Genomic DNA, 19,438 nt, shown 5'->3' with positions numbered 1-19,438 from the left:
CCGTGGCAATCCTGCCCCGTTTTGCACGAGGCCGCCATGAACGCCGATCTGCCCATCATCCGATTGCGCCCGAAATCCAAGCCGCAGGCAATCCGCCACGGTTTTCCCTGGGTCTTTGCCGACGAACTGGTCACCGACCGGCGCACGCGGGCGATCCCGCCCGGCAGCTTTGCGCTGCTCGAGGATGCCGAACGCCGGCCGCTGGGTCTGGTCACGGTGAACCCCGATTCGCGGATCATCGCCCGGATGATGGACCCCGACCCGCAGGCGCAGATCACCCGCGACTGGATCGCCGCGCGACTGCAACGGGCACTGGCGCTGCGGGCGCGGCTGTTCGATGCACCGTTCTACCGGCTTATCCATGCCGAGGCCGACGGGCTGCCCGGCACCATCATCGACCGTTTCGGCGATGCCGCGGTGATCCAGCCCAACGCCGCCTGGGCCGAGCGCATGGTCGAGGACATCGCCGCGGCGCTGCGCGAGGTCACGGGCGTCTCGACCGTCATCCTGAACGGGCAGGGCCGGGCGCGAGCGCTGGAGGGTCTGGACGAGCGGACCGAGATCCTGTCCGGTGCGGTCGACGGTCCCGTCGAGGTGCCGATGAACGGTGCGATCTACCTGGCCGATCTGACGCAGGGGCAAAAGACCGGGCTGTTCTACGACCAGCGTCCGAATCATGCCTTTGCGCAGCGGCTGGCGCAGGGCCAGCGCGTGCTGGACGTGTTCTCGCATGTCGGGGGCTTCGGCCTTGCCGCCTTGGCGGCCGGCGCCACCCATGCCACCTGCGTCGACGGCTCGGCCGCCGCGCTGGAACTGGCGCGGGGCGGCGCGCGCGCCATGGGCGCCGAGGCGCGGCTGACCACCCGCCAGGGCGATGCCTTCGAGCAGATGGAGGCATTGGCTGCCGAGGGCGCGCAGTTCGACCTGGTGATCTGCGACCCGCCGGCCTTCGCGCCCTCGAAACCTGCGCTGGAAGCGGGCTTGCGCGCCTATGAGCGGGTGGCGAAGCTGGCCGCGCCGCTGGTCGCGCCGGGCGGCTATCTGGGCCTGTGTTCCTGCAGCCATGCCGCCGACCTGACCGCATTCCGCAATGCCAGCGCCCGCGGCATCGGCCGGGGCGGGCGGCGGATGCAACTGCTGCATACCGGGCAGGCTGGCCCTGACCATCCCACGCTGCCGCAACTGGCCGAGACCGGCTATCTCAAGGCGCTGTTCTTCCGGCTGGACGGATGAGGGCGGTTCTGGACGCCTGCGTGCTGTTTCCGACCGTGCTGCGGGAAATCCTGATCGACGCGGCGGCGGCGGGGCTGTTCCAGCCGGTCTGGTCGCGTCGCATCCTGGACGAATGGCGCCATGCCGCAACCCGGCAGGGTGCCGCGGCCGGGGTCGAGATCGCGCTGCTGGAGTCGCGCTTTCCGCAGGCGCTGGCCGCGCCGGGGCAGGGGGCAAGCGGCCTCGACCTGCCCGATCCGGCCGACCGGCATGTGGTCGAATGCGCACTGGCGGCGGGTGCCGAGGCCATCGTCACCGCGAATCTGCGCGACTTTCCGCGCGGCACGCTGGCCTCGGTCGGGCTCAGGGCGATCCATCCCGACGAATTCCTGCGCGACCTTTATCTGCGGGCGCCCGAAGCCGTACTGGCCGCGATCGAGGCCACCGAGGCGCGCGCCCGGGCCGCCGGCGGCGCCATGTCTCGCAAGGAGCTGATGCGGCGCGCCCGCCTGCCGCGCCTGGCTAAGGCCGTCGCGCGGCTGGAGGCCCCCGAAACCGCGACATTTCCGTCGCCTGGAACCGCTATCATCCCCCCGCGGGAACAAGACTGAGATGAGGATGGGTGTGAAGGACTTGATGTTACCGCTAACATCGGCTAATCGGCAGATCAGCGATGAGGAGGCAGCGATGGTTTCACGCATCATTCCGGTTGAGGATTTCGACCTGGTGATCTTTGGTGCAACCGGCGACCTGGCCAGGCGCAAGATCGTGCCCGGGCTTTACCGGCGTTTCGTGGCCGGGCAGGTGCCGGACAGCGCACGCATCATCGGCGCGGCCCGCACCCGTCAGGACGACGATGCCTTCCGCGCCGAGATGCGGGCCGCGATCGAGGAGTTCATCGGCCCCGGCCAGGACCCGGCGCAGCTTTCGGCCTTTCTGGACATGCTGGGCTATGTCGCCATCGACGCACGCGGCACCGACGGCTGGGCCGAGCTCAAGGCGCGGGTGCGTCCGGGGGTGGTGCATGCCTTCTATTTCTCGGTCGCGCCGGCGCTTTTCGGCGATATCGCCGAGCGGCTGGCGGCCAATGGCATCGCCGATGCGGACAGCCGCATCGTCGTCGAAAAGCCCTTTGGCCGCGACCTTGCCACCGCGCGCGCGCTGAATGCGACGCTGGCCCGGCATTTCGACGAAAACCAGATCTACCGGATCGACCATTACCTCGGCAAGGAAACCGTCCAGAACCTGATGGCGGTGCGCTTTGCAAACATCCTGTTCGAGCCGCTGTGGAACGCGCAATATGTGGACCATGTCCAAATCACCGTGGCCGAGACGGTGGGCGTCGGCGGACGTGGCGAATATTACGACCATTCCGGCGCCATGCGGGACATGGTGCAGAATCACCTGATGCAGCTTCTGTGCCTGATCGCCATGGAGCCGCCCTATCATTTCGATCCCGATGCGGTGCGCGACGAAAAGCTCAAGGTGATCCGCGCGCTCGAGCCGCTCGCGGCCGAGGACATCGTGCGCGGCCAGTATGTGGCCGGCCCCGACGGCCCCGGCTATCTGGAGGATGCCGAAAACCCGCTCTCGCGCACCGAAAGCTTCGTGGCGCTGAAGGTGCGGATCGCCAACTGGCGCTGGACCGGCACACCCTTCTATCTGCGCACCGGCAAGCGACTGCGTGCGCGCACCAGCGAGATCGTCGTCACCTTCAAGGAGCCGCCGCATTCGATCTTCGACGACGGCGGCACGCATAAGGCGAACCAACTGGTCATCAAGCTGCAGCCGAACGAGGGCATGCACCTGACCGTGATGATCAAGGAGCCGGGACCGGGCGGCATGCGCCTGGTGCAGGTGCCGCTGGACATGAGCTTTGCCGATGCGCTGGGGGCCGAGGGCTCCGACATGCCCGACGCCTATGAGCGGTTGATCATGGACGTGATCCGCGGCAACCAGACCCTGTTCATGCGCGGCGACGAGGTCGAGGCCGCCTGGGCCTGGACCGACCCGATCATCGGGGCCTGGGAGGCCGGCTCGAAGCGGCCCGAGCCCTACGACCCCGGCTCCAGCGGCCCCGAGGAGGCGCTGCGCCTGCTGCATCGCGACAACCGTCGCTGGAGGGAGATCCGGCCATGACCCTGGAATTCATCGAATATCCCGACCGCGAGATGCTGTTTCTGTCCCTGGCCGACCGCTTGGCGGGGCAGCTGTCGCAGCATTTGCGGGTGAACGACAGCGCCAGCCTTTGCGTGCCGGGCGGCACCACGCCGGCGCCGCTCTACGACTATCTCTCGGGCAGCGAGGTCGACTGGCCGCGCGTCGCGGTGCTGCTCAACGACGAGCGCTGGGTGGATGGCGAGCATCTGCGCTCGAACGGCCGGCTCCTGCGCCGCCACCTGCTCAAGGACAAGGCGGCGGCGGCTCGCTATATCGACCTCTATACCGGCGACGAACGCCCCGAGGATGCGGTGCCGGCGCTGGCCGAGGCCATCGCCCCGCATCTGCCGCTGACCGTGCTGCTGCTGGGCATGGGCACCGACATGCATACCGCAAGCCTGTTCCCTGCCGCCTCGGAAACCGTGCTGGCGCTGGCGCCCGACGCCCCGCCGGTAATGGCTGTCAACAGCGTCAAGGACGAGCCCAGGATCACCCTGACCGCCTCGGCGCTGCGCGGTGCGATCAACACCCATCTGCTGATCGCCGGCGCCGACAAGCGCGAGGCTTTCGAGCGTGCGCAGGGCCTCGATCCGACCGAGGCGCCGATCCGCGCTTTCCTTGGCGACATCACCGTGCATTGGGCAGAGTGACATGACCATCTGGAGCCGACTGCAAGACCACCGCAAATCCCAGGGGGCGCTGCGGATCGAGGCGCTGTTTGACGCCGATCCGGCCCGCGCCACAGCCTTTTCGACCAGTGCCGAAGGGCTGGTGCTGGACTGGTCCAAGACAACCATCGACACCGGCGCGCGCGACCTGCTGCTGGAACTGGCCGCGCCCGTCCCCGGACGTCGCGAGGCCATGTTCGGCGGTGCGCGCATCAACGAGACCGAGGATCGCGCCGTGCTGCATACCGCGCTGCGCAACCTGGACGGCAGCATCATGCTGGACGGCCGCGACGTGATGCCAGAGCTGCGCCGCACGCATGAGCGGATGAGCGCATTCGCCGCCGCCATCCGCGACGGCAGCTTTGCGGGGCAGGGCGGCCGCATCACCGATGTCGTCAATATCGGCATCGGCGGCTCGGACCTTGGCCCGGCCATGGCCACGCGGGCGCTTTCGCCCTGGCATGACGGGCCGCGGGTGCATTTCGTCTCGAACGTGGACGGGGCGGACATCGCCGATACGCTCAAGGGGCTCGATCCGGCGACGACGCTGGTGATCGTCGCCTCCAAGACCTTCACCACCATCGAGACCATGACCAACGCCCGGACGGCGCTGGACTGGATGGCGGCGTCGGTCGCCGATCCGGCGGCGCAATTCGCTGCGCTTTCCTCGGCCACCGAGCGCACCGCCGAATGGGGCATCGACGAGGCCCGCGTCTTCGGCTTCGAGGATTGGGTAGGGGGGCGCTATTCCATGTGGGGGCCCATCGGCCTTTCGCTGATGATCGCCATCGGACCCGGGAATTTCGACCGCTTCCTTGCCGGCGGCGCGGCCATGGACCGCCATTTCCGCGAGGCGCCCCTGGCGGGGAACTTGCCGGTGATCCTGGCGCTGGTCGGCATCTGGCATAACCAGGTCTGCGGCTACGGCACCCGCGCCGTGCTGCCCTATGACAACCGCCTTGCCTGCCTGCCGGCCTATCTGCAGCAGCTGGAGATGGAATCGAACGGCAAGCGCGTCGCCATGGACGGCAGCGACCTGACCCTGCCCTCTGGCCCGGTGGTCTGGGGCGAGCCGGGCACCAACGGCCAGCACGCCTTCTATCAGCTGATCCACCAGGGCACGGCGGTGGTGCCATGCGAATTCATCATCGCCGCGCGCGGCCGCGAACCCGACCTCGCGCATCACCACCTGCTCCTGATCGCCAATTGCCTGGCGCAATCCGAGGCGCTGATGCGCGGCCGCTCGCTTGACGAGGCGCGCGAGATCATGCGCGCCAAGGGCCTGACCGGCGCGGAACTGGACCGCCAGGCCCGCCATCGGGTCTTTCCGGGCAACCGCCCCTCGACCACGCTGCTGATCCCCGAACTCGACCCCTATACGCTGGGCCAGATCGTCGCGCTCTACGAGCATCGCGTCTTTGCCGAGGGCGTGATCCTGGGCATCAACAGCTTCGACCAATGGGGGGTCGAACTCGGCAAGGAACTGGCGCTGAAGGTGGCCCCGCTGCTCGAGGGCGAGCCCGCCCCCGGCCACGACCCCTCGACCGAACATCTCGCGGCACTGATCCGCGAAGCGCGCCGCTGAACTTCTTCGTTCCCAAAATACTCATGGGACGGTGCCACCGGCGCCATCCCCGCCGATTTACCCCATCCCGCTGCAGATTCCGGGATTGACCCGCTCCGCATCCCGACTAGCCTTGGCCCGCGCAGTGAGGAAGGAAAGCCATGGATCTTCTGGCCAAGGCAACGGCCATTGTCGGTGGGGCAATGGTGCTGATGCGCCGGATGGGCGCCCCCCGGACGCCGGCATTCGGGTCCAGCCCCGCCATCCCCGAGGCGAAGAAACAGGGCATCATGACCCTGAAGATGCCCACCGCCCGCGGCTGGGCGCCGGGGCAATTGCCCAAGGCCGCACCCGGCCTGCGCGTCGATGCCTTCGCCCGCGAATTGCGCCATCCGCGCTGGATCGAGGTGCTTCCCAATGGCGACGTGCTGGTGGCCGAGGCCCTGCAAGAGGCAAGCCCGCCGCGATCGCTGCTCGACCGCGCCGCCCAGGCCACCATGCGCCGCGCCCGCGCGCTGGGGACCAGCGCCAACCGCATCACGCTGTTGCGCGACCGTGATGGCGACGGCGTGGCCGAAACGCGCGAGGTCTTCCTCGAAGACCAGCGCCAGCCCTTCGGCATGGCCCTGGTCGGCGACACCTTCTATGTCGGCAATACCGACGGCATCGTCGCCTTTCCCTATGCGCCCGGCGCGACGCGGCTCGACGGGCTGGGCCGCAGGCTTGTCGAGTTCAAGCCCGGCGGGCATTGGACGCGCAGCCTGATCGTCTCGCCCGACCGCAAGCGGCTTTACTGCGGTGTCGGCTCGCTGACCAATATCGCCGACGACGGCATGGAGGCGGAACAGGGCCGTGCCGCGATCTGGGAACTGGACCTGGAAACCGGCCAGGCTCGCATCTTCGCCTCGGGTCTGCGCAATCCGGTCGGCATGGCCTGGGAGCCCTCGACCGGCGCGCTCTGGACCGTGGTGAACGAACGCGACGGGCTGGGCGACGAGACGCCGCCCGATTACCTGACCTCGGTGCAGGAGGGCGGCTTCTACGGCTGGCCCTATTGCTACTGGGGGCGGATCGTCGACGACCGCGTGCCGCAGGACCCGGCCGAGGTCGCCCGTGCCATCGCCCCGGACTATGCCCTGGGCGGCCATACCGCCTCGCTGGGCCTGTGCTGGATGCCCGAGGGCACGCTGCCGGGCTTTCCCGACGGCATGGCGATCGGCCAGCACGGCTCGTGGAACCGCTCGACGCTTTCGGGCTACAAGCTGATCTTCGTGCCCTTCCGGGATGGTCGCCCCTCGGGTCCGCCGCGCGACATCCTGTCGGGTTTTCTGTCCGAGGACGAGAAATACTCCCATGGCCGCCCCGTCGGCGTGACCATTGGCCCGGATGGCAGGTCGCTCCTGATGGCCGATGACGTGGGCGACGTGATCTGGCGGGTCAGTGCCGCCTGACCGCGTCCGGCCGCTTCAGAACCACTGGCCCGGCTCCATCAGCCCGAAATCCATCAACTGCTGCGCATTCCACTGGAAAGGGTGCGAGTTACGCCAGCGAAAGCTGCGGATATGCCCGCGCGAGCCGGGATTCCTGGCCAGCGCCTTGGCCACCCGGAACGAGGCGACGGCCGCGGTCAGGTTGTTGTGCCAGGGACAGGCATAGGTGTTGTATTCCTCGACATTGAAGCGGTGATCGGGCAGGAGCCGCAGCCCCGGCTGGCTGCGGAACAGCGCGATGCGGTCGATGCGGCGGCGATCCTGCGGCAGGTGCTCCTCGAAGCGCCAGCGCAGCCCGCCATGGAAGTCCAGCTGGCGTTCCTTGTAGCGGCCGTCGCGGTCCATGCGGCCAAGCGCGTAATAGCCGGTGCGGTCGAACATCGCCTCGTTCAGGCTGACCGCATCGGGAAAACGCTCCAGATCCGGGGCATAGAGGTCGATGACATAGGTCAGCATCGCCCGCCGCCGCTCCTCGGCGTGAAAGGTCAGCATCTCGCCCACGGTGCGGCTTTCCGAGAAGGGATAGAACAGGAATTCCGCATTGTAGCCGTAATAAAGCCAGGTATCGGCGGGCGCGGCCTCGATCACCGCATTGACCGCATCGACATGCGCCCGGCCGCGGCGCGAATCGTGGCGCAGGTTGACGATTCGCTTCGCGCCGTCCTCGGGCAGGGCATGGGCCGGCAGCGGCTCGGGCGAGAGCGCGAGGATCAGCTTGAACCCGGCGGTCAGGTGATGCGCCAGCGTCTGCTGAACCGCGGCCTCGTCCTCGATCAGCACCAGCGCGATGGGTCCCTTGTCCAGCCGGTCGCGCGCGTTCTTCAGGAAATCGGCGAGGCTGGGAAAGCTCATGGCAGGGCTGCCTTGATCTGGTCCAGCGCCTGCGCCAGTGCCGCCGGGTCCAGGGCCGCGTTGTCGAGCAGCGCGATCAGCCCGGCCTTGCGTTCGGCGGAAAGGCCCGATTGCTCGATCATGGTGCGCACCTTGCCCGCGTCGAACCCCTGCGGGGTCAGGGCGGCGTCGATCCCGACCGCCTGGCTGGCGGCCTCGCCGGCCTGGCGCGTGGCGGTTGCGGCTTCGCGGGCGGCGGTGCTGGCGGCAATGGCGGCTGCCTCGGCCTGCTCGGGCGTGGCATTGGCCGCCGCCGCTGCATCCGCGGCGCGGTCGGCGGCGGCGATGGCGGCTTCGGCCGCCGCCTCGGCCTGTTCGGCGGCAGAGCCGGCCGCGCCGACCGCCGCCTGTCCGGCCGAGATCGAGGCATCGGCCGCCGCATCCGCCGCGATGGCGGCCGCATCGGCCGCGGCGTCGGCCGCCGCGTTGGCGCTTTCCTGCGCCGGGGGCTGGTCGGCTGCGGGTGCTGCGGGCGTGGCGGGGGACTCGGCCGGCGGCGTGCTGCCTGCCAGGCGGGTCGGGTCGCCGCCGCTCCACAGCCACAATCCGCCAAGCGCGAGGGCCAGAATCACGATCAAGGCCAGGATTTTCTGCATCGTCTTCTCCGTCAGGGCTGCGGCGGCTCGGGTCCTCTATGCCATGCCGCGGCAAGGGGGAAAAGCGTCCCGGCGACGCAGGTGCCGCATGCCTGCGCATGGCTGCGTCAACCGTTGCGCGAAAGTGCGGGGACGGCCGCCAAACCTTGGCCAGACTCATCGAATCCGGTTGAAAATCCGCCTGCGCAGGACTATTTAACCGCCCGAAAGCCCCGGCAATACAAGGAAGACAGCCATAGCCCGCAGACCGCATAACGCTCCGCCCACCCGTGACACCGGCCCCCGCGTCAACGAGCGCATCCGAGTCGCCGAAATCCGCCTGATCGGTGCGGATGGCGAGAATGTAGGTGTCGTGACACCCGCCCGCGGTCTGGAGCTTGCACAGGAAGCCGGGCTTGATCTTGTCGAAATCTCGCCGAATGCCACGCCCCCGGTCTGCAAGATCATGGACCTGGGCAAGTTCAAGTATGAACAGCAAAAGCGCGAGGCCGAGGCCCGCAAGAAGCAGAAGATCATCGAGATCAAGGAGATCAAGTTCCGTCCCGGGACCGATACCCATGATTACGACGTCAAGATGCGTTCGGTCATGAAGTTCCTGGCCGAGGGCGACAAGGTCAAGATCACCCTGCGCTTCCGCGGCCGCGAGATGGCCCACCAGCAGCTTGGGCTTGAGCTTCTGAACCGCGTCGCCGCCGACGTGGGCGAGGCCGGCAAGGTCGAATCGATGCCCAAGCTGGAAGGGCGTCAGATGGTCATGATGATCTCGCCGAGATAAGGGGCTTTGGAGATGGCGGCCGAGGTGACGATTCTGGTTCTGCGTGAACCGGGCGCCGATCCGGCGCTGCCCCTGCCCGAATACCAGACCCGCGGTTCGGCCGGCGCCGACCTGCGGGCCGACCTGGGCGGGGGCGAGCTGGTGCTCGATCCCGGCCAGATCCGCCTGGTTCCCACCGGGCTGCGCGTGCAGATTCCCGAGGGATACGAGATGCAGGTCCGCCCCCGCTCCAGCCTGGCGCTGAAGCATGGCGTGACGCTGCCCAACACGCCGGGGACCATCGACAGCGATTATCGCGGGCCGCTGGGCGTGATCATGATAAACCTCAGCCAGCAGCCCTATACCATCCATCATGGCGAGCGCATCGCCCAGGCCGTCGTCGCCCCGGTGACTCGCGCGGCCTATGTCATGGCCGAGGCGCTGGAGCAGACCGCGCGCGGCGAGGGCGGCTTCGGCTCGACCGGGCGGGCCTGAGCCCGTGCTGATCCTTGCAATCATGCTTGCCGTGCTGGTCGCGGCGCGCCTGCTTGGCTGGCCGGCATGGCGCGGCTGGGCGGGTGTGGCGGCGCTTTGGCTGGCTGCCGTTGCCGCGCTGGTGCTGGCGCCGGGCAGCGGGGTCGCGCGTCTGGTCGGCGGCGATGCCCGGGTCTGGGTGCTGGGCGGCGGCGTTGTGGCGCTGCTGCTGGGCTATCGCCTGCTGCTGCGCCAGTTGCATCGTCGGGCCGTTCCCGTGCCGGAGGCCCCGCAGCCGTCAGCGCAATCCGGCCCGCTGTCTGACCCCGAGCTTGACCGCTATGCCCGCCATATCGTGTTGCGCGAACTGGGCGGGCCGGGGCAGGCGGCCTTGAGGCGCGCCCGCGTGCTGGTGGTCGGCGCAGGCGGGCTGGGCGCGCCGGTCTGCCTTTATCTTGCTGCCGCTGGCGTTGGGCGGATCACGGTGGCCGACGACGACCATGTCGGCCTGTCGAACCTGCAACGCCAGGTGATATTCCGCAGCGCCGATGACGGCCGCCCCAAGGCCGAGGCCGCGCGCGATGCCATGCTGGCGCTGAACCCGCATGTCGAGGTCGCGGCGCTGAACCGTCGCATCACCGATGCCGATGCCGCGCTGATCGCCGAACATGACCTGGTGCTGGACGGCACCGACAGCTTCGCCGCGCGCCGTGCGGTGAATGCGGCCTGCGTCGCGGCTGGCGTGCCGCTGGTCGCCGGCGCCATCGCGCAATGGGAAGGGCAGGTGACCATCTGGGATCCGCACCATGGCGCGCCCTGCATGACCTGCATTTTCCCCGAGGCGCCGGCCCCGGGCCTTGCGCCGGCCTGCGCCGAGGCGGGCGTCGTCGGCCCGCTGCCCGGCGTCATCGGCAGCCTGATGGCGCTGGAGGCGATCAAGCTGATTGCCCGCACCGGCGAGCCCTTGCGCGGCCGCATGCTGATCTTCGACGGGCTTTACGGCGAGAACCGGCTGATGAAAATCTCGCGACGTGCCGATTGCCCCACCTGTGGCTCTGGACATTTCCGCGCAGGCTGAAACACTCGCGGCCAACCGGAAAAGGAGGCTCGCATGAACCCCGAACTGACGCATTGGACCGGCCCGCTGGGCCTGCCGCGTTTCGACCTGATCCGCGACGAGGATTTCGACCCGGCCTTCGACGCCTGCCTGAAACTGGCCGAAGAGGCGGTCGAGGCCATCGCCGCCAGTCCCGCCCCGCCGACCTTCGACAACACCGTCGCAGCGCTTGAAAGCGCCGAGGAGCCGCTGAACCGGCTTTGCGCGATCTTCTTCACCTTGGCCGGCGTCGATTCCAACCCGGCGCGCGAGGATCTGCAGCGCCGGATCGCCCCGCGACTGGCCGCGCATGGCAGCAAGGTCAGCATGGACCCGCGGCTGTTCGACCGGGTCGAGGCGGTGATGCAGGATGCCGACGAGTTGGCGCCCGAAGATCGCCGCCTGACGGAACTGACCTTGCGCGGGCTGCGTCGGGCGGGCGCGGGCCTGACCGGCGCGGCACGCGAGCGCATGGCCGCGATCCGCGAGCGGCTGGCGGTGCTGTCGACCGAATTCGCCCAGAACGTGCTGGCGGACGAGCGCGACTTTACCATGAGCGTCGCCGACAGCGATCTGGCCGGCTTGCCCGACTGGCTGGTGCGCGCCATGCGAGCCGCTGCGCGCGAGCGCGGGCTTTCGGGCCAGATCGTGACGCTGAATCGCTCGCTGATCGTGCCTTTCCTGGAATATTCCGAAAAACGGGCCCTGCGCGAAGCGGCTTGGCGGGCATGGTGCGCGCGCGGCTCGGGGCAGGGCGCGGGCGGGGCCACGACCGACAACCGCCCCATCGCCGCCGAGATCTTACAATTGCGGCACGAGCGCGCCCGGCTTCTGGGCTATGCGGATTTCGCCAGCTACAAGCTGGAGCCCGAGATGGCGAAAACTGCCGAAAACGTCGAGGCGCTGCTGACCGAGGTCTGGGCCGCCGCCAAGGCCCGGGCCGATGCCGATGCCGCGCAGTTGACCGGGATGCTGCACGAGAACGGCGTGAACGGCGCGCTGGAGCCCTGGGACTGGCGCTTCTATGCCGAGCGGCGGCGCAAGGCCGAACACGACCTGGATGAGGCCGAGGTCAAGCCTTACCTGACGCTGGAGGCCATGCTGGGCGCGGTTTTCGACACGGCGCAACGGTTGTTCGGGATCGAGATGCGCGCATTCGACGCGCCGCTCTGGTCCCCCGATGCGCGGGCGTGGGAGGTGAGGCGGAACGGCCGGCACATGGCGGTGTTCGTCGGCGATTACTACGCCCGGCCCGGCAAGCGCTCGGGGGCATGGTGCTCGTCCCTGCAGCAGCAGCACAAGATCGGGGCGGGGCAGCGTCCCATCGTGGTGAATGTCTGCAACTTCACTCCGCCCGAGGCCGAGGGCGCGCCGGCCTATCTGTCCTGGGACGATGCCCATACGCTGTTCCACGAATTCGGCCATGCGCTGCACCATATCCTGTCGGATGTGAACTGGCCCTCGATGTCGGGCACCTCGGTCGCGCGCGATTTCGTCGAATTGCCCAGCCAGCTTTTCGAGCATTGGCTGGAGCGGCCCGAGGTGCTGGACCGCCATGCCCGCCACGCCGAGACCGGCGCGCCGCTGCCCGCCGATCTGCGCGACCGCATCCTGGCGGCGGGCAATGCCGATCAGGGCTTTGCCACCACCGAATATCTGGAAAGCGCCTTGGTCGACCTGGCCTTTCACCGCGGCGAGCCGCCGGCCGATCCCATGGCGCGGCAGGCCGAGGTGCTGGCGGAACTGGGCGCGCCCGCCGCAATTCCCATGCGCCATGCCACGCCGCATTTTGCGCATGTCTTTTCCGGAGACGGTTATTCCTCGGGCTATTACAGCTATATGTGGTCCGAGGTGATGGATGCCGACGCATTCGCGGCCTTCATGGAAAAGGGCGACGCCTTCGATCCCGAAACCGCGCGGCGGCTGGAGCAATGGATCCTGTCCAAGGGCGATTCCCTGCCGGCCGATGAGCTTTGGCTGAAGTTCCGGGGACGAAAGCCTGGCGTCGAGGCGTTGCTGAAGGGGCGCGGCCTTCTGGCCGAGGCGGACTGACCCGCTGTCGCAAGGCCGCATGACTCGCGGCGATTCGCTGGCCGGGTGGCGGTTTTACAGGCGGATTTCACAACCGAAGGATGCATTGCCGCGCTGCATGTCGCGATTGGATCGACATGGACCCGTATATTCCGACAGGCCGGCGCGAATTTCTTGATGGGTGCGCGGGGTGCGTCCTATCCTCCCGCAGGCGGGTCTGGTCAGGATATTCGGCGATCTGCCAAGGGGGAAAGCATGCGGATTTCCAATGCGGCCTCGATGAAAAGCGTCGGCGAAGTGCCGATCGACAAGATGGGGCTCCAACATTATTTCGTCAATTACGACAAATATATCGGCCCGCTTCGAATGCGGCCGCTGCGATTGCTGGAATTGGGCATAGCGCGCGGCGATTCGCTGAAATATTGGGAATCCTGGCTGCCGAACGCCGAAATCACCGGGCTGGATATCAATCCCTGCAAGGCCCGTTTCGAAAGCGGCCGGGTGCGCTGCTATGTCGGCGAACAGCAGGACAAGGCGCTTCTGGACCGGATGGCGGCGGAACGGGCGCCGCAAGGGTTCGACGTCATCATCGACGATGCCTCGCATGTCGGGCAATTGTCGCGCATCAGTTTCTGGCATCTCTTTGAAAACCACCTCAAGCCGGGCGGATATTATTTCATCGAGGATTGGGGCACCGGCTATTGGCGGCAATATCCCGACGGCAAATCCTATCGCCCCCGGCCGCCCGGGCTTTCCCCGCGCGAAAGGCTGCTCGACAGGCTGCATCGATCAGGGCTGGCGCAGGCGATCCATCCGCTGGGCAAGCTGACCGGCTGGATGCGCTGGAACCTGGTGCGGCGGCGGTTTCACGGCCATGACCGCGGCATGGTCGGCTTCGTCAAGGAACTGATCGACGAATGCGGGGCCGAGGACATGACGCATCCCGATTTCGGCACCGGCACGCCGCGCAGCTCGCGCTTTGACTGGATGCGGGTCTCGCTGGGCCATGTGGTGATCCGCAAGGCCGGCTGAGCGGTCGGCGCCGGGCCTCAGTCGCGGATCTCGTCGGGATCGACGCCCCAGATCGTGGTCTTTGGCACCCAGCCCTTTTCGCCGCCGCCCGAGACCCGGCACCAGTCGACGATGCATTCGTGCAACCGGACGATGGCGCCGGCCTCGGCCCGGGCCACCACGCTGGCGCGCGGCTCGGGCCGCGCCAGCAGGTCCAGCATGTCCTTGGTCACGATGGCGGTGCGCACGCCCGACAGCAGCGAATAATGCACCCAGCCGCCGGCGCCGTCCTGGTCCTCGACCCGGCGCCAATGGCCGAATTCGGCCACCACGCGCAGCGGCATGCCGGCATGGCGGAACACCCAGTCGATGCGATGAGACAGGCTGGGGCCGCGCCGGGCATTGCCCTCGCCGCCCTTCAGGCTGACATAGCGCGGCAGCGGCAGGTTGGTCACCGACCCGCGGTTCGGGTCGCGCTTGCCGTCCTGATGGCGGCTGATTGTCGCATCGGCGGAAAGCCCGGGGATCTGCTTTGCATCCAGCGTCTCACCCGGATCGGTGGCCTGCGCCAGCGCCGCCGACCCCAAACACGTCCCCGTCGCCAATATCGCGGCGCCGAGCCAGACCCGTCCTTGCTTCATCTGCCCGTCCTGCTTCTTCGGGGTCTTGTGCCTGCCCCGCATCGCGGGCACTTTGCCAAAAGCCGCCCGGCTTTGGAAGAGAGGAGCGACCATGCCAGCCGTTCATGCGACCGATCCGACCCGCTCGCGCCTTAAAGTTACCGTGACCCGGCGCCTGCCCGAGGCGGTCGAGACCCGGATGTCCGAGCTTTTCGACGTTTCCCTGAACGCCGAAGACCGCAGGATGAGTCGCGAGGAACTGGTCGCCGCCATGCGCGTCTCGGATGTGCTGGTGCCGACGATCACCGATCATATCGACGCCGCCATGCTGGCCCAGGCCGGCGACCGGCTGAAGCTGATCGCCAATTACGGCGCGGGGGTGGACCATGTCGACGTGCATTCCGCCCGCCAGCGCGGCATCCTGGTCAGCAACACCCCGGGCGTCGTGACCGAGGACACGGCCGATGTGGTCATGGCGCTGATCCTGGGTGTTACCCGGCGCCTGCCCGAGGGCATGGCCGAGATGCAGGCCGGCCGCTGGCAGGGCTGGTCGCCCACCGCGCATCTGGGCGGGCGGCTGGGCGGGCGGCGCCTGGGCATCCTGGGCATGGGCCGCATCGGGCAGGCGGTGGCGCGGCGGGCGAACGCCTTCGGCATGCAGGTGCATTATCACAACCGCCGCCGCCTGCGCCCCGAGGTCGAGGCCGAGTTGCAGGCGACCTACTGGGAAAGCCTGGACCAGATGCTGGCGCGCATGGATATCGTCAGCGTGAACGCGCCGCATACGCCCTCGACCTTCCATCTGCTGAATGCGCGGCGGTTGAAGCTGCTGAAGCCCTCGGCCGTGGTGATCAACACCTCGCGCGGCGAGGTCATCGACGAGAACGCGCTGACCCGGATGCTGCGCGCGGGCGAGATCGCGGGTGCCGGCCTGGACGTTTTCGAGCATGGGCACGAGATCAACCCCCGCCTGCGCGAGCTGCCCAATGTCGTGCTGCTGCCGCATATGGGTTCGGCCACCATCGAGGGGCGGGTCGAGATGGGCGAGAAAGTCATCATCAACATCAAGACTTTCGCCGACGGCCACCGGCCGCCGGACCTGGTGGTGCCCTCGATGCTGTGATCCCGACGCCCCGGTTCGCCGGGGCGTTTGCGTCTGGCGTCCTGGCCGAATGCGCCATGTCGTTTTTTGCCCAGAACATGTCGCGGGAAATGCGGGCGCCGCGCGCTGTTCCGGCTCTAATCGTGACAGGTAGCCCATGCGCGAAATAAGGAGTCGCTTGCGATGAAAACCCATGTGAAGGCCCTTGTGGTCGGAGGCGGCGCGGTCGGCTGCGGCATCGCGCTGCACCTGGCCCGCGCGGGCTGGGACACGATGCTGGTCGAGCGGGACGAGCTGACGGCAGGCTCGACCTGGCATGCCGCGGGTCTCTTGCCGCTGTTCAACATGGGCTATGCGACCAGCCATATCCACGACTATTCGGTCAAGCTGTATGCCGGGCTGGAGGCCGAGACCGGGCTGAACGCCGGTTTTACCCGCTGCGGCAACCTGCGCATGGCGCAGACCGATGCGCGGATGGACGAATACATGCTTTACTCTGCCACCGCCGAGACGGTGGGCATCGAGCATGAATTCCTGACGCCCCGGCAGATCAAGGATCGCTGGCCGCTGGTCCGCACCGAGGATCTGAAAGGCGCGCTGTTCCATCCGACCGACGGCTATATCAACCCCGCCGACGTGACCCAGGCCATGGCGCGGGCCGCGCGCATGGCGGGCGCCACCATCGAGCGCAAGATCCAGGTCAACGGCTACGAATGGACCGGCGAGGAATGGATCGTCACCTGCGAGAAGATGGTCGAGAAGGGCGGCAACCTCGTCCCCTCGGGCGAGCAGTTCGAGATCCGCGCCGAGCATGTCGTGACCGCGACCGGCAACCACGCGCAGCGCACCGCGCGGCTTCTGGGCATCAAGATCCCCGCCATTCCGGTCGAGCACCAGTATATCGTGACCGAGCCCGACCCGGCGCTGGTCAAATGGCGCGCCGAGGGCAACCCGGAACACCCGGTGCTGCGCGATGCCGACGCCAAATGGTATGTGCGCGAGGAACGCGGCGGCTGGATCCTGGGCCCTTATGAGCGCAATGCCCCGGCGCGCTTCTTCTATGACGTGCCGGAAAGCTTCCGCGCCGACCTGTTCCCGCTGGACCTGGAACGGATCGAAGAGGAATACATGTCGATGATCCACCGGCTTCCCACCTCGGAAACCGTGGGCCTCAAGGACGATTTCAACGGTCCGATCTGCTACACGCCCGACGGCAACCCGCTGGTCGGCCCGGCGCCGGGCCTGCGCAACATGTGGCTGGCCGAGGGTTTCAGCTTTGGCATCACCGCCGCCGGGGGTGTCGGTCACTACCTTGCCCAGATGATGACCGAGGGCGAGGCCGAGATCGACATGGCCAGCCTCGATCCCCGTCGCTTCGGCGGCTGGATGACGACCGAATACGCCGCCCGCAAGAACGAAGAGGCTTACGAGCATGTCTTCGTCCTGCACCACCCGGACGAGGAACGCGAAGCCTGCCGTCCGCTGCGCACCGCGCCCGCCTATGACCGCCAGAAAGAGGCCGGGGCGCAATTCGGCCAGGTGAACGGATGGGAGCGGCCGAACTATTACGCGCCCGCCGGCTTCGACGACCATGCCGCGCGCAGTTTCCGCCGTGGCGGCTGGTGGCAATATGCCAAGGCCGAGGCCGAGGCGATCCGGGGCACCGCCGGGCTGATCGACGCCTCGGCATTCGCCAAGCATCGCGTCCATGGCAAGGGGGCGACGGCTTTCCTCGACTGGTTCACCACCAACAAGCTGCCCAAGGTCGGCCGCATCAACCTGACCTATGCACTGACCGAGGCCGGCACGACGCGGACCGAATACACCATCGTGCGGCTGGCCGAGGACGACTATTACCTGATCTCGGCCGGTGCCTGGGCGGATTACGACGGCGACCACCTGCGCAAGATGGCCGAGGAGATGGAGGGCGAATTCGGCCAAGTGGTCGTGCAGGACATCACCACGCAATGGGGCGTATTCGCCATCGCCGGCCCGAACAGCCGCGCCATCCTCAAGGAACTGGTGCGCGACGCCGATCCCGCGACGGCGCTGGGCAACAAGCGTTTCCCCTGGCTTTCGATGCGCAATATCGAGTTGGGCATGTGCCCGGTCCGCGCCATCCGCGTCGCCTATACCGGCGAGCTGGGCTGGGAGCTGCACCACCCGATCGAGTTCGGCCGCTATCTCTGGGACCAGTTGGTCGCCGCGGGCGAGAAGCACGGGCTGAAGCTGGTCGGCGCGCGCGCCCAGAACTGGCTGCGGCAGGAGAAGTCCTATCGCGCCTTCGGCACCGAACTCGGCCGCGACGCGACGCCGCTGGAGGCCGGGCTGGACCGCTTTGTCGATCTGGACAAGGCGTTCAACGGCAAGCAGGCAATGCTGGACAAGGGCATCCGCAGCAAATGCGTGACCCTGCTGATCGACGGGCCGGGCGATGCCGATCCCTGGGGGCGCGAGGCGCTTTACGCCGCCGACGGCACCAAGGTCGGGCGCCTGACTTCGGCCGGCTGGTCCGCGGCCTTCGGCAAGTCCATCGGCATGGGCTATGTCCGTCCCGACCTGGCAGAGCCGGGCACCAGGCTGAAGGTGCGCATGCAGCGCGAGCTGTGGGACGCGGTGGTGACCGAGGACAGCCCCTACGACCCCGAGAACAAGGTGATCCGGGTGGACGGCTGATTTCCTCCCCAGCCGCCACAGGAAGAAAGGCCCGCCACCGCGCGGGCCTTTTTCATGGCCGTGGTCGAACCTGTCGGGACAGGCCGGCCGGGGTGTTGCGATGGGTTGTTATCCGGCGTCGTGGTTCGGGTCGGGTCCGACCATGGTGCTCCAGTTCTCATGGAAGCCCAGTTTCTCGCGGTTGCGGCTGTCGGCGGCATTCTCTCGCGTAGCAGAGGGGCCTCCCCCGTCGCGGTTCTCCGTTCCCTTTGGCCCAAGGATGATGCGGTGGTCTACGTAAGCAGGGGCTCGGTCGGGTGCCAGCCTTCCGCAAGGCTGGTGTTCCATGCCAGCGGTCGTTTGGGGTCATGTCCAGGTGTTCAGTCCCGGCATCTGGTAGATGGGGTTTAGGGTGAATTGATCCGGCTTGAGGTCGCTGTCCCCTCGCGCATCCGGGTTTCGAAACCGTCGCCGGTATGCAGGCCCAACTTGGTGAACTGGCACCCCATGGACCCGAGGCCCGCCATTTCGACAGATGCTCGATGCTCTGCGCTTTCCGGGCCTTGACGGGCGGGGCATCCGTCAGGCGCGGCGCGCGGAGTTCACATATCGTTATCCCCGCAACGCTTCCAGCCGCCGTGCCAGGTCGTCGCGCAGTGCCATGCGCTCTTCGGGTGCCAGGAATGCGCCCAACTCGACCTCGCGCTTTCCGTCGGTCAGCACCAGGTAATCCTCGACCGGGCCGTTCTGGCGCAGGGCGAGGCGCACCCAATAGGGGTTGGTCTGCCAGATGCGATCGGGTCGTCCAGGGTCGCTGCGGGTCAGGATCAGCCGGTCGCGGTCAAGCAGCATGACCTCGCGCGCCGTGCCGTAGCTGCGGACGATGCCCTGCCACAGCCCCCAGACCGCCAGTGCCGCAAAGGGCAGGAGCCCCCAGAGCACCTTCGAGCCGACCACGGCCAGCAAGGGCAGCGCCAGACCCGTCGCGGTCAGGCCGATCACCCAGACGAAGCCCTTGCGGGACAGCGAGCGGTGCGGCCAGATCTCAAGCCGAAAGCATACGGCCCCGGAATTCTCCGGGGCCGCGTCGTGCCATGCATAGGGCATCGTTGGA

Annotated in this window: 17 protein-coding genes; 13 read left to right on the top strand and 4 right to left on the bottom strand. The window is 67.8% G+C overall.

Features of this window, described 5'->3' with window-relative positions; all coding sequences use genetic code 11:
* Nucleotides 1-36: 36 nt before the first annotated feature.
* From QPR87_RS03595 to QPR87_RS03570, 6 genes are all read left to right on the top strand, one after another.
* The gene (locus QPR87_RS03595; protein ID WP_285048352.1) at nt 37-1,233 is read left to right on the top strand and encodes an RSP_2647 family RNA methyltransferase; all 1,197 of its coding nucleotides are present in this window, start codon (nt 37-39) and stop codon (nt 1,231-1,233) included.
* Complete coding sequence (locus QPR87_RS03590; protein WP_285048351.1) at nt 1,230-1,823, top strand: RSP_2648 family PIN domain-containing protein; 594 nt, start codon at nt 1,230-1,232, stop codon at nt 1,821-1,823. Before QPR87_RS03595 ends, QPR87_RS03590 begins: the two co-directional genes overlap by 4 nt.
* Before the next feature lie 76 nt (nt 1,824-1,899).
* Nucleotides 1,900-3,351: a glucose-6-phosphate dehydrogenase gene (zwf, locus tag QPR87_RS03585; RefSeq protein ID WP_041529908.1), complete on the top strand. Its 1,452-nt coding sequence runs from the start codon at nt 1,900-1,902 to the stop codon at nt 3,349-3,351.
* The gene (pgl, locus tag QPR87_RS03580; protein WP_104493938.1) at nt 3,348-4,022 is read left to right on the top strand and encodes a 6-phosphogluconolactonase; all 675 of its coding nucleotides are present in this window, start codon (nt 3,348-3,350) and stop codon (nt 4,020-4,022) included. Before zwf ends, pgl begins: the two co-directional genes overlap by 4 nt.
* Before the next feature lies 1 nt (nt 4,023).
* Nucleotides 4,024-5,625 carry a glucose-6-phosphate isomerase gene (gene pgi, locus QPR87_RS03575; protein ID WP_285048350.1) on the top strand — a complete coding sequence of 534 codons (1,602 nt, stop codon included), beginning with the start codon at nt 4,024-4,026 and terminating at the stop codon, nt 5,623-5,625.
* 140 nt (nt 5,626-5,765) lie between these two features.
* Nucleotides 5,766-7,055, top strand: a complete 1,290-nt coding sequence (locus QPR87_RS03570; RefSeq protein ID WP_285048349.1) for a PQQ-dependent sugar dehydrogenase — start codon at nt 5,766-5,768, stop codon at nt 7,053-7,055.
* 15 nt (nt 7,056-7,070) lie between these two features.
* On the opposite strand, the gene QPR87_RS03565 is transcribed toward QPR87_RS03570, so the two are convergent.
* Nucleotides 7,071-7,946: a glycosyltransferase family 2 protein gene (locus QPR87_RS03565; protein ID WP_285048348.1), complete on the bottom strand. Its 876-nt coding sequence runs from the start codon at nt 7,944-7,946 to the stop codon at nt 7,071-7,073.
* Nucleotides 7,943-8,581: a hypothetical protein gene (locus QPR87_RS03560; RefSeq protein ID WP_285048346.1), complete on the bottom strand. Its 639-nt coding sequence runs from the start codon at nt 8,579-8,581 to the stop codon at nt 7,943-7,945. Before QPR87_RS03560 ends, QPR87_RS03565 begins: the two co-directional genes overlap by 4 nt.
* A gap of 235 nt (nt 8,582-8,816) precedes the next feature.
* Here QPR87_RS03560 and infC point away from each other — a divergent pair, with 235 nt between their 5' ends.
* The 5 genes from infC to QPR87_RS03535 all read left to right on the top strand — a co-directional run bounded on the left by infC (nt 8,817) and on the right by QPR87_RS03535 (nt 13,968).
* Nucleotides 8,817-9,356, top strand: coding sequence for a translation initiation factor IF-3 (infC, locus tag QPR87_RS03555; protein WP_041529906.1), 540 nt, complete (start codon nt 8,817-8,819; stop codon nt 9,354-9,356).
* A gap of 12 nt (nt 9,357-9,368) precedes the next feature.
* Complete coding sequence (gene dut, locus QPR87_RS03550) at nt 9,369-9,830, top strand: dUTP diphosphatase (RefSeq protein ID WP_011748236.1); 462 nt, start codon at nt 9,369-9,371, stop codon at nt 9,828-9,830.
* A 22-nt stretch (nt 9,831-9,852) separates the two neighbouring features.
* Complete coding sequence (locus QPR87_RS03545) at nt 9,853-10,887, top strand: HesA/MoeB/ThiF family protein (RefSeq protein WP_502921593.1); 1,035 nt, start codon at nt 9,853-9,855, stop codon at nt 10,885-10,887.
* 33 nt (nt 10,888-10,920) lie between these two features.
* Nucleotides 10,921-12,957, top strand: a complete 2,037-nt coding sequence (locus QPR87_RS03540) for a M3 family metallopeptidase (protein WP_285048343.1) — start codon at nt 10,921-10,923, stop codon at nt 12,955-12,957.
* A gap of 234 nt (nt 12,958-13,191) precedes the next feature.
* A complete protein-coding gene (locus tag QPR87_RS03535; RefSeq protein WP_041529905.1) occupies nt 13,192-13,968 on the top strand; it encodes a class I SAM-dependent methyltransferase in 777 nt (258 codons plus the stop codon).
* Nucleotides 13,969-13,985: 17 nt separating this feature from the next.
* Here QPR87_RS03535 and QPR87_RS03530 read toward each other — a convergent pair whose 3' ends face one another.
* Complete coding sequence (locus tag QPR87_RS03530) at nt 13,986-14,588, bottom strand: SH3 domain-containing protein (RefSeq protein ID WP_011748232.1); 603 nt, start codon at nt 14,586-14,588, stop codon at nt 13,986-13,988.
* 91 nt (nt 14,589-14,679) lie between these two features.
* Between QPR87_RS03530 and QPR87_RS03525 the strand changes: the two genes are divergently transcribed.
* Both QPR87_RS03525 and QPR87_RS03520 read left to right on the top strand, forming a co-directional pair.
* Nucleotides 14,680-15,690: a 2-hydroxyacid dehydrogenase gene (locus QPR87_RS03525; RefSeq protein WP_011748231.1), complete on the top strand. Its 1,011-nt coding sequence runs from the start codon at nt 14,680-14,682 to the stop codon at nt 15,688-15,690.
* 162 nt (nt 15,691-15,852) lie between these two features.
* On the top strand, nt 15,853-18,345 hold the full coding sequence (locus tag QPR87_RS03520; protein WP_285048340.1) for a GcvT family protein: 2,493 nt from the start codon (nt 15,853-15,855) through the stop codon (nt 18,343-18,345).
* A 591-nt stretch (nt 18,346-18,936) separates the two neighbouring features.
* Here the strand turns inward: QPR87_RS03520 and QPR87_RS03515 are convergent.
* Nucleotides 18,937-19,431, bottom strand: a complete 495-nt coding sequence (locus tag QPR87_RS03515; protein ID WP_285048339.1) for a DUF2244 domain-containing protein — start codon at nt 19,429-19,431, stop codon at nt 18,937-18,939.
* Between the last annotated feature and the right edge of the window lie 7 nt (nt 19,432-19,438).

Source organism: Paracoccus sp. SSJ, from assembly GCF_030234105.1.
Lineage (GTDB): Bacteria > Pseudomonadota > Alphaproteobacteria > Rhodobacterales > Rhodobacteraceae > Paracoccus > Paracoccus denitrificans.
Note: the sequence above shows the minus strand (reverse complement) of the source record. Positions and strands in the feature narration are given on the sequence as shown.

What these genes read in the sequence shown, in the direction of transcription:
- QPR87_RS03535 (WP_041529905.1), top strand. Translation starts at nt 13,192, where the DNA reads ATGCGGATTTCCAATGCGGCCTCGATGAAAAGCGTCGGCGAAGTGCCG.
- QPR87_RS03560 (WP_285048346.1), bottom strand. Translation starts at nt 8,581, where the DNA reads ATGCAGAAAATCCTGGCCTTGATCGTGATTCTGGCCCTCGCGCTTGGC.
- QPR87_RS03520 (WP_285048340.1), top strand. Translation starts at nt 15,853, where the DNA reads ATGAAAACCCATGTGAAGGCCCTTGTGGTCGGAGGCGGCGCGGTCGGC.
- QPR87_RS03595 (WP_285048352.1), top strand. Translation starts at nt 37, where the DNA reads ATGAACGCCGATCTGCCCATCATCCGATTGCGCCCGAAATCCAAGCCG.
- dut (WP_011748236.1), top strand. Translation starts at nt 9,369, where the DNA reads ATGGCGGCCGAGGTGACGATTCTGGTTCTGCGTGAACCGGGCGCCGAT.
- zwf (WP_041529908.1), top strand. Translation starts at nt 1,900, where the DNA reads ATGGTTTCACGCATCATTCCGGTTGAGGATTTCGACCTGGTGATCTTT.
- pgi (WP_285048350.1), top strand. Translation starts at nt 4,024, where the DNA reads ATGACCATCTGGAGCCGACTGCAAGACCACCGCAAATCCCAGGGGGCG.
- QPR87_RS03525 (WP_011748231.1), top strand. Translation starts at nt 14,680, where the DNA reads ATGCCAGCCGTTCATGCGACCGATCCGACCCGCTCGCGCCTTAAAGTT.
- QPR87_RS03590 (WP_285048351.1), top strand. Translation starts at nt 1,230, where the DNA reads ATGAGGGCGGTTCTGGACGCCTGCGTGCTGTTTCCGACCGTGCTGCGG.
- QPR87_RS03515 (WP_285048339.1), bottom strand. Translation starts at nt 19,431, where the DNA reads ATGCCCTATGCATGGCACGACGCGGCCCCGGAGAATTCCGGGGCCGTA.
- QPR87_RS03570 (WP_285048349.1), top strand. Translation starts at nt 5,766, where the DNA reads ATGGATCTTCTGGCCAAGGCAACGGCCATTGTCGGTGGGGCAATGGTG.
- QPR87_RS03530 (WP_011748232.1), bottom strand. Translation starts at nt 14,588, where the DNA reads ATGAAGCAAGGACGGGTCTGGCTCGGCGCCGCGATATTGGCGACGGGG.
- QPR87_RS03540 (WP_285048343.1), top strand. Translation starts at nt 10,921, where the DNA reads ATGAACCCCGAACTGACGCATTGGACCGGCCCGCTGGGCCTGCCGCGT.
- pgl (WP_104493938.1), top strand. Translation starts at nt 3,348, where the DNA reads ATGACCCTGGAATTCATCGAATATCCCGACCGCGAGATGCTGTTTCTG.
- QPR87_RS03565 (WP_285048348.1), bottom strand. Translation starts at nt 7,946, where the DNA reads ATGAGCTTTCCCAGCCTCGCCGATTTCCTGAAGAACGCGCGCGACCGG.
- QPR87_RS03545 (WP_502921593.1), top strand. Translation starts at nt 9,853, where the DNA reads ATGCTTGCCGTGCTGGTCGCGGCGCGCCTGCTTGGCTGGCCGGCATGG.